The 8844-nt window shown below is 61.3% G+C and carries 7 protein-coding genes, 1 tRNA gene and 1 riboswitch; of the genes, 3 read left to right on the top strand and 5 right to left on the bottom strand.

Annotation, left to right across the window (positions count from 1 at the left end; translation table 11 throughout):
• The first annotated feature begins 272 nt into the window (after positions 1–272).
• A tRNA-Met gene (locus ACGYLA_RS09400) sits at positions 273–349 on the top strand.
• 213 nt (positions 350–562) lie between these two features.
• Here ACGYLA_RS09400 and ACGYLA_RS09395 read toward each other — a convergent pair.
• From ACGYLA_RS09395 to ACGYLA_RS09375, 5 genes are all read right to left on the bottom strand, one after another.
• The gene (locus ACGYLA_RS09395) at positions 563–1567 is read right to left on the bottom strand and encodes a FecCD family ABC transporter permease (RefSeq protein WP_394432088.1); all 1005 of its coding nucleotides are present in this window, start codon (positions 1565–1567) and stop codon (positions 563–565) included.
• A gap of 54 nt (positions 1568–1621) precedes the next feature.
• Positions 1622–2557: an ABC transporter substrate-binding protein gene (locus tag ACGYLA_RS09390; protein WP_394432086.1), complete on the bottom strand. Its 936-nt coding sequence runs from the start codon at positions 2555–2557 to the stop codon at positions 1622–1624.
• Positions 2558–2571: 14 nt separating this feature from the next.
• The gene (locus ACGYLA_RS09385; protein WP_394432083.1) at positions 2572–3354 is read right to left on the bottom strand and encodes an ABC transporter ATP-binding protein; all 783 of its coding nucleotides are present in this window, start codon (positions 3352–3354) and stop codon (positions 2572–2574) included.
• Positions 3351–3758 (bottom strand): DUF1636 family protein, encoded by a 408-nt coding sequence (locus tag ACGYLA_RS09380; protein WP_394432081.1) that lies wholly within the window; start codon positions 3756–3758, stop codon positions 3351–3353. Before ACGYLA_RS09380 ends, ACGYLA_RS09385 begins: the two co-directional genes overlap by 4 nt.
• 119 nt (positions 3759–3877) lie before the next feature.
• Positions 3878–4092: riboswitch (cobalamin riboswitch) on the bottom strand.
• Between the two features lie 25 nt (positions 4093–4117).
• Positions 4118–5197, bottom strand: coding sequence for a CobW family GTP-binding protein (locus ACGYLA_RS09375; protein WP_394432079.1), 1080 nt, complete (start codon positions 5195–5197; stop codon positions 4118–4120).
• A 355-nt stretch (positions 5198–5552) separates the two neighbouring features.
• Between ACGYLA_RS09375 and urtA the strand changes: the two genes are divergently transcribed.
• Both urtA and urtB read left to right on the top strand, forming a co-directional pair.
• On the top strand, positions 5553–6839 hold the full coding sequence (gene urtA / locus ACGYLA_RS09370) for an urea ABC transporter substrate-binding protein (RefSeq protein WP_168613474.1): 1287 nt from the start codon (positions 5553–5555) through the stop codon (positions 6837–6839).
• A gap of 76 nt (positions 6840–6915) precedes the next feature.
• Complete coding sequence (gene urtB, locus ACGYLA_RS09365) at positions 6916–8844, top strand: urea ABC transporter permease subunit UrtB (protein ID WP_394432077.1); 1929 nt, start codon at positions 6916–6918, stop codon at positions 8842–8844.

Genomic DNA, 8844 nt, shown 5'->3' with positions numbered 1-8844 from the left:
CGATGGTACTGCGTCTTAAGACGTGGGAGAGTAGGTCATCGCCAAACCTAATAAGTTCCTAGACTACAGTATCTCTCAACGATGATCAGTATAACAAAACCGCCGCAGCTCAAAGCTGCGGCGGTTTTGCGTTTGGGGGAGCTTTTCAGCGGCCTTCGAACTTTGGCGGCGCGAACGGTAAGCGTGCCGGAAAAAATCTCAAGAAAAATTACTATTTTCTGTTCGAATGCGCTTGCAGCTCCCGCACTATAAGTCTAAACGGAGGGCATTGGCGCGGGATGGAGCAGCCCGGTAGCTCGTCAGGCTCATAACCTGAAGGTCGTAGGTTCAAATCCTACTCCCGCAACCAATATTAGCGAAGTATCGCTTTCAGAAAGACCCGCCCTTGCCGGCGGGTCTTTCTGCATTTGGGGGATGTCCCCTTGCTCTACCGCTGTTCAAATTCGTGTTCCGCCAGCTTTGCGAAGAAGACTATTTGCGCCGGTAGAAGGGAAGAGAGTTTAGCAAAGGGGCGGGTCAGCAGTTCAGCGCCCGGTTGCAGCGTCTCTCATTGTAATGCGCCTCACCGTATCTGCCGCCGCAGCAACCAGACGAAAAACACGCCGCCGATAAGCCCCGTAACGATGCCGATGGGCATATCGTCGGGGGCCATGATGGTTCTGGCCACGATGTCCGCCCATAAGAGGAACACCGCGCCGCATAGGGCTGAGATGGGCAGCAGGCGGCGGTAGTCGCCGCCGACCATGAGGCGCACGATGTGGGGGATCATCAGGCCGACGAAGCCGATCACGCCTGAGAAGGCGACCATGACCCCCGTGATCAGGGCGCCAATGACGAAGATCGTGAGCCGGAAACGCGCCACGGGGATGCCGAGGGTGGTGGCGGTTTCATCGCCGACGGTCATGGCGTTCAGATGGCCTGACCTGAGCCAGAGATAGGCGCCGCAACCCAGTAGGATCACGGCGGGGTAGATGAGTTGGTCCCATCCTGCCAAGCCGAGGCCGCCGAGCATCCAGAACACGACCGTATGTGTGGCCCGTGGATCGCCGAGGAAAATCAGCACATTGGCGGCGGACATGACGATGAAGGACACGGCGACGCCGGCCAAGACCAGCCGGTCGGCGCTGGTGGCGGCCGCGAATTGCGTGACGGCAAGAACGATCAGTATCGCCCCGAGCGAGCCGAGGAAGGCGAGCAGGGGGACGGTGAGCCCTCCGAGGAACAGCCCCGTGTGCAGCAGGGCCAGAATGGCGCCGAATGCGCCGCCTGCCGAGATGCCGAGCAGATGTGGGTCCGCCAGTGGGTTGCGGGTGACGGCTTGAAGGCTCGCGCCGACGATCGCCAATCCCGCCCCGACCAAACAGGCAAGGATGGCTCTCGGCAGGCGGATGCTCCAGACGATTGCCTCCCGCCCGGCGGACCAGTCCGCGGCCACGGCGCCGGGGGCGGCCTTGTTGGCCAAGATGCCCCAGACGGTTTTGGCGGGGACCACGACGGCTCCCACGCTCACCGCAATCGACAGCGATGCCAGCAGGATCGCGATGCCGAACAGGCAAGTGATCCACACCCCCCGCGTGGGTTTCCGAGGTGCTATCGATCGCGGTTTAAACGCCATGAATGCTCACTGCCCCCGAAACGCGGTGGCGAGGGTTTTGACCGCTTCGATGTTGCGCGGGCCGGGCGTGGCCTCGACATATTCCAGCACGACGAAACGGTCGTTGCGCACGGCGTCGATGTCGGCGAAGGCGGGGTTCTCCATCATGAAAGCGCGCTTTTGATCGGCGGTGACTTCGCCGTAATTGACGATCACGATGACTTCTGGATCGCGCGCGACCACGGCCTCCCAACCGACGGTGGCCCAGCTTTTCTCAAGGTCGTTCATGATGTTCGTGCCGCCTGCGGCCTCGATCAAGGCGTTCGGCATGGCATAGGCCCCGGCGGTGAATGGGACATCTTCGCCGCTGTCATAGACAAAGACCCGGGGGGCGGTCTCAAGCGGGGGCAGCGCCGTGAGGAATGCGTCGAGCTCGGCTTGGTAGCCTTCGATCAAGCGCTCGGCGCGATCGGAGACGTCGAAGATCGTGCCGAGATTGCGCAGATCGTTATACATATCCTCCATCGAGGATGGGGCCTTTTGACCGATATGGATGCAGCTTTCGGTGAGTTCGTAGACTTGAATGCCGAAGGGGGCGAGCGTTTCCGGCGTCACCTCGCCGCCGACTTTCATGCCGTAGTTCCAACCGGCAAAGAAGAAGTCGGCATCCGCGCCGATCAGCACCTCCCGCGAGGGGTATTTTGACGACAGTTCCGGCAGCGCCGCGACACCTGCGGTCATCTCTTGGTCCAGTTTGTTCCAGCCCGAGATGCCGGTATAGCCGACCATGCGGTCTGCAAGGCCAAGCACGAGCATCATCTCAAGCAGGTTCACGTCATTGGCGACCGCGGCTTGGGGCGGGTGATCGAAGGTGACTTCGCGGTCGCAGCTTTGCACGGTGGTCTGGGCAATAGCCGATCCGGCGATCATCAGGGCGGCGAGGGTGGTGAGAGTAAGTTTCATAAGAGTTTTCCGTTTCAATCTGGAAGGGCAAAAGAGAAATGCGCCGCGCCGCTGGGGGTGAGCCGTTCGCGCTGCGCGTCGACTCGAAATGTTTTTGAGACGAGATCATCGGTCAGAACCGTATTTGGCGGGCCGAAGCCCTGCGGATAGCCGTCTTTCAGCACCAGCACCTCGTCACAGATGCCATCGGCCATATTGAGATCATGAAGCGAGACGACGATGGTCATGTTCAATCCGCGGATCAGGGACACGATTTCAAGCTGGTGGCGTATATCGAGGTGGTTGGTCGGCTCATCCAGGACCAAGATCTGCGGCTCCTGCGCCAAGGCGCGGGCGACCATGACGCGCTGCCTTTCCCCGCCCGAAAGCGTGCCGACATCGCGGTGGGCGAGGGGGCGCAGGCTGAGCCGGTCCAAGACGCGGTCGATGATCTCCTCGTCTTTCCGGCTTGATGACGAAAACGCCGCGCGATGAGGCGTGCGGCCAAGGCGGACGATCTCCCAGACCGTCAGCCCAAAAGACGGCGTCTGTTCTTGCAAGACGGCGGCGATGCGCCGCGCGGCGGCACGGGCGGAGAGGGACCAGATATTATGCCCGCCCACATGGATCGATCCCGTCTGGGGCGGTTGAAAACGGTAGAGCAGACGCAAGAGGGTGGATTTGCCCGCGCCATTCGGCCCCAACACGCCCAGAACGCCACCCGCAGCGACGTTAAAGGACGTAGGGTGCAGAACCGGCTGGCCCGATTTTCCCGGCGCCCAGCTCACATCCTTTACCGCAAGATCGGCGGCCCTCATGAGGCGCGTAGGTGGCTGGGTTTCAGCTCGATCATCGCCGCAGGCACCCGCGCAAGGATGGATTTGCGCAGTTTGCCGGGGCGGTCCAGCGAAGAGCACCAGCCGTCATTCAATGTGGCATAGTGCTGGGCGAAGGCCACAAGGTCATCGATGTCTTCGTCAGGGTCGATGTCGCCAAAGAGGTAGGTCGCCTTTGCGCTGGCGTGATAGGCCACCGTGCAGGGGCGATCGCAGCCCGCCATACAGGCCACGCCCGCGACCTCGAAATCCTCAGGGATCGCCGCGCCGGCTGCCGCGATTGCGGCACTCAGTTTCTGGACCAGGTCAAAGCCCGGGCGGCAATCCGTGCCTTTGTGTTTGCATGAGGTGCAAACCGTAATCCTGTGGTTCTGATGCGTATCCATGTCGCCCTCCGCGAACGCGCGGGGGATCGAGCAGCCATGTTCTACAGCAGGGGAGTTTCCCTGTCGCCATCATGTTCTCCTAACCAGACACCCCGTCTGGGTTGAGTTGCAATTACGGCCCTCTCGGTGCCGGTGATGGCAGGTCTCCTGACTCGCGGATCGACGCTCGCCCGAACCTTCCCAAGCCTAAAGCTCAGTGGTTTTGCCGGGGTCGCTCACCGCTCACAGTTGCGGGGGCAGTTACGGTTTCGGCGCGCGCTGCTTGCCTTACCGTATTCCCTTTTCATCCCAGACGCCGCTGCGGCGGCTGGAAACCATCGCCATGATCTGTGGCCGAAGAGCCATGCCGGGTCAAGCTGCTATCCCGCCTGTCGCTCCGGCCCATCGCGCCGGGCGAGCAGCATATCGAGGCTCCGGTTCAGTTCGGGGTTGGTCATATCGCGGGCGATGACGACAATGCGGGACTGCCGGTCGTCCTTTGGCCAGTCGCGCAGGGGGACGGGCGGATCGAAAAGATGCTGCACGCCGTGAAAGACAAAGGGGGTGGGGACGTCTTCCAGATGCACGATGCCTTTGACCCGCAAAAGATCGGACCCGCGCAGCCTGACCAGCGTGTCGAGCCAAAGGTCGAAAGCCTCGGCCGGGATCGGTGCGTCTAGCACGATGGAGGCCGACCCGATCCGCGCATCATGCTGGTGGGTTTGCATCATGGGGGCGGATGCCGTGGGCGCGGCGAAGCCCGAGAGGTTGTCAAGCGGATCGGACTTCTCGACGGGTGTGAGCCATTCCATAACGTTGCCCGCATCAACCGCCCGCCGCATGCCGCTGAGCCCCCAGAGCGATGCGACCGGGATAAGCCCGCGTTCGGCCTTGATGATGCGCGCCGTTTGATTGAGGTCGCGCAGCCTGCTTTCAAAGGCGGCGAGCGCTTGCTGGGTCACCAAGTCGGATTTGCTGAGCACCAGCAGGTCGGCCATCGCCACCTGCGAGACGGCTTCGAACTGCTGATCCAGCGTGTCCGGCCCATTCGCGGCATCGACGACCGTCACAACCCCGTCCACGCGGAATTTGCGGGCCAAATAGGGATCGGCCAAGAAAGTCTGGAGAATGGGGCCGGGATCGGCCAGCCCCGTCGTCTCGATCACAACGCGGTCGAATTGCACACGCCACGTTTGCTTACGGCGCTTGAGGTCTTGCAGCGTTCGCGACAGATCCCCCCTGATCGAGCAGCACAGACAGCCCGATTGCATGAGAATGACCTCTTCGTCGGCGGTTTCGATCAGATCGTGGTCAAGCCCGGCCTCACCGAACTCATTCACGACGACCGCGATTTTGGGGGCCTCTTCGCTTGAGACGATATGATTGAGCAGCGTGGTTTTCCCCGCGCCGAGGAAGCCGGTCAGCAGGGTGACGGGGATACGTTTGTCGGTGGCGGGCATGGTTTGCTGGCTCTGCTATGGATTATCTCAGTGACGTTATAACATCACAATATGTGGTGCAACCCGCCGGCCGATGCCCCGCCTTTGCCAAATCCATGCGCTCAGCGCCCAAATTTTGGCAGGTCCACCTCAAATTGCCCAATCAAAGGGCGTTGTTGCTGCGCCGCAGAAAGCGACCTCGGGTTAGGGCTTGTTCCAACGCGCCCTGAAATTGAGGCTGCAGAGGCCTCGCTATGGGGCGGCGCCAAGGGAGTTGTCCGGCAAGGGGGGCATCCGCGCGCGATAACAATAAACGCTGTGTGGAAGAGGCATCATCGCGTCTTTGCTCTTCCGCACACCAAACGGGGATACCGTCATGAAATTTTCCACCAAACGCACAGTCACGGCGACCGCTGCCCTTCTGCTCGCAGGATCAGCCGCCGCTGCGGCCTGCGACGATCCGATCAAGGTTGGCGTGCTGCACTCCCTCTCGGGGACGATGGCCATTTCCGAGACGACATTGAAAGACACGATGGAGCTTTTGATTGCGCAGCAGAACGCCGCGGGCGGCTTGCTGGGATGTGAGATCGAAGCGGTCGTCGTTGACCCGGCTTCCGACTGGCCGCTGTTCGCCGAAAAGGCGCGTGAGCTTCTCACCGTCTCCGAAGTGGATGTCATCTTTGGCTCTTGGACCTCGGTCTCGCGCAAATCCGCGCTGCCCGTTTTGGAAGAGCTGAACGGCCTGATGTTCTACCCCGTCCAATATGAGGGCGAGGAAAGCTCGCGCAATGTGTTCTACACCGGTGCGGCCCCGAACCAGCAGGCGATTCCGGCCACCGATTATTTCCTTGAGGAACTGGGCGTCGAGAAATTCGCGTTGCTGGGCACTGACTATGTCTATCCCAGAACCACCAACAACATTCTTGAGCAATATCTGCTGGATAAGGGCATTCCCGAAGAGAACATCTTCGTCAACTATACGCCTTTCGGCCATTCTGACTGGTCCACGATCGTGTCGGATGTGGTCGAACTGGGCGCGGATGGCTCGCAGGTGGGCGTGATCTCAACCATCAATGGCGATGCGAATATCGGCTTTTACAAAGAACTGGCGGCTGCCGGTATCTCTGCCGATGACATTCCGGTCGTCGCCTTCTCTGTCGGGGAAGAAGAGCTTTCGGGCCTCGATACCGCTGACCTCGTGGGGCACCTCGCGGCTTGGAACTACTTCCAATCGGCTGAATCCGAGCAAAATGACGAATGGGTCGCCGCGTGGAAAGAGGCGATGGGCGAAGACCGGGTGACCAATGACCCGATGGAGGCGCATTACATCGGTTTCAACATGTGGGTGAACGCGGTCACTGAAGCAGGCACCACGGATGTGGATGCGGTGCGTGCGGCGATGTATGGGCAGGAGTTCCCCAACCTCACCGGCGGGACGGCTGTCATGCTGCCCAATCACCACCTCGCCAAGCCTGTGTTGATCGGTGAAATCACCGAAGACGGCCAATTCGACATCATCAGCCAGACCGAAGAAGTGCCGGGCGATGCATGGACGGATTTCCTGCCTGAATCGGCGGTTCTGGTCTCCGATTGGAAAGACCTCGAATGCGGCATGTACAACAAAGAGACCGAGACCTGCGTTCAGTTGACTTCGAACTATTGAACCCAAGGGCCGGGCGCGTCCTCAACCGTGCCCGGCATCCGTTTTGACCACTCCCTCTCCGAAAGCCCCATACCTCATGGTTCGAATGCTGCTCAGCCTGATGTGCTTGCTGGCCTCTGTCGGTTTTGCATCCGCTCAGGACCTCCAGTCCCTTTTGCAGACCCACCAAGCAGAGGTGGTCAAACCCTCGCGTAAATCGGTCGGTGTCCTATTGGACGATCTGGTGGCCTCGGGTCTGCCGCAGGTGCCAGCCTTTCTGGAGCAATGGGCCGAGCGGAACGTTTGGCAAGACGATACCTCGGGCCTGTTCTACTTTGGGGCCGAGGCGGATGATACGCTCGCGCTGCGCGACATAGATACGGGCGAAGAGGCCTCTGCGCCCTCGGATGGGTTCAGCCAATTGCGCCCCAATGGCGGCGTGCGGCGGGTCATCGGCACGGCCTTGGTGCAGTTTCAACTGTCCGATCCCGATCCTGCGCGCCGCCGCGCCGCGCTTGAAAGCATCGCGCGCCGCAGCGATGCCAGCCAGCTTGGCCCGCTCCTGGCCTCCCTCGACGGGGAGGATGACCCCGCCCTGCGCGCCCGGAAGGCGCAATTGGCCAATTTCCTGACCGCGCGCTTTGGGCAGGCGGCTGATGAGCGCATTCGTGCGATTGAAAGCCTATCCTCCGATACCTCACTCGAAGCGCGGGCGGTGCTGAGCCAGATCCTTTCGGCCAAGACCGGCGTGGCCGAACAGCAGCCCGAGGGGAACATCGCCCGCATTCTTGATCCCATGGCAGCACCCTCGGCAAGCTATGAGGCGCTGGTCGAGGCGGGCCTCGCCCCTGGGATCGTGCCACAAGGCGAGATACGCGCAGCGCTGATGGCCAATATCGTCGATGGCCGGGTGGGCGGCGTTCCTCTGGCGCAATTGGATAACCCGGCGCGGCGTGTGGATGCCTATCGCGCGCTTGCCGAGGCAGGCAGCGTGCCGCCTCTGGTGACGCAGGATGATATCGACACCGCTTTGCAGAACGCAGTCTTTTATGAACGCTACGCAGAGGATGACGCCGCGATCACCGACGCGGCCCGCGCCACGCTCGACGCGGTCGAAACGCGGGTCGGCTGGGCGCAGACGTTGGATTTGACACTCGACGGTCTTTCACTGGCCTCGATCTATTTCCTCGCCGCGATTGGGCTCGCGATCACCTTTGGCCAGATGGGGGTCATCAACATGGCCCATGGCGAGTTCATCATGATGGGGGCCTATACGGGCTATGTGGTGCAGCTCATCGTTCCCGATTACACGGTGTCGCTTCTGATCGCGCTGCCGCTGGCCTTTGCCGTCACCTTTGGCGCGGGCGTCGCGATGGAGCGGCTGGTGATCCGCCATCTCTACCATCGCCCGCTTGAAACCCTCTTGGCGACCTTCGGCATCTCGATCGCCCTGCAGCAGATCGCCAAGAACATCTTTGGCACGCAGGCCCGTCCGCTGACATCGCCCGAATGGCTGCGCGGGGCGCTGGTGATTTCGGATGTGGTTCAGATCAGTTTCATCCGCATCGCCATTTTCGTGCTGGCGCTGATCTTTCTGTTCCTGCTGCTGTATATCCTCAAGCGCACGCGCCTTGGCTTGGAGGTGCGCGCGGTGACGCAGAACCCCGGCATGGCGGCCTCGTTGGGAATCAACCCGGATCGCATCAACATGATGACCTTCGGACTGGGCTCCGGCATCGCCGGGGTCGCGGGCGTCGGCATCGGGCTTTATGCGCAGGTCACCTCTGAGATGGGCACGAATTACATCGTGCAAAGCTTCATGACCGTCGTGGTGGGCGGTGTCGGATCGGTCTTCGGCACGCTGGCGGGCGCGGGGCTGATCGGCTTCCTGCAAAAGGGGATCGAGTGGTTGAACCCCTCCAATACGCTGGCGGCCCAGACCTACATGATCCTTTTCATCATCCTGTTCATTCAATTCCGGCCCAAGGGCATTGTCGCCCCCAAAGGCCGGGCAGCGGCGGATTGA

Source organism: Sulfitobacter sp. 1A13679 (genome assembly GCF_043557115.1).
In the GTDB taxonomy this organism is placed as follows: domain Bacteria; phylum Pseudomonadota; class Alphaproteobacteria; order Rhodobacterales; family Rhodobacteraceae; genus Sulfitobacter; species Sulfitobacter faviae.
This window is presented reverse-complemented; position numbering and strand designations above follow the sequence as displayed.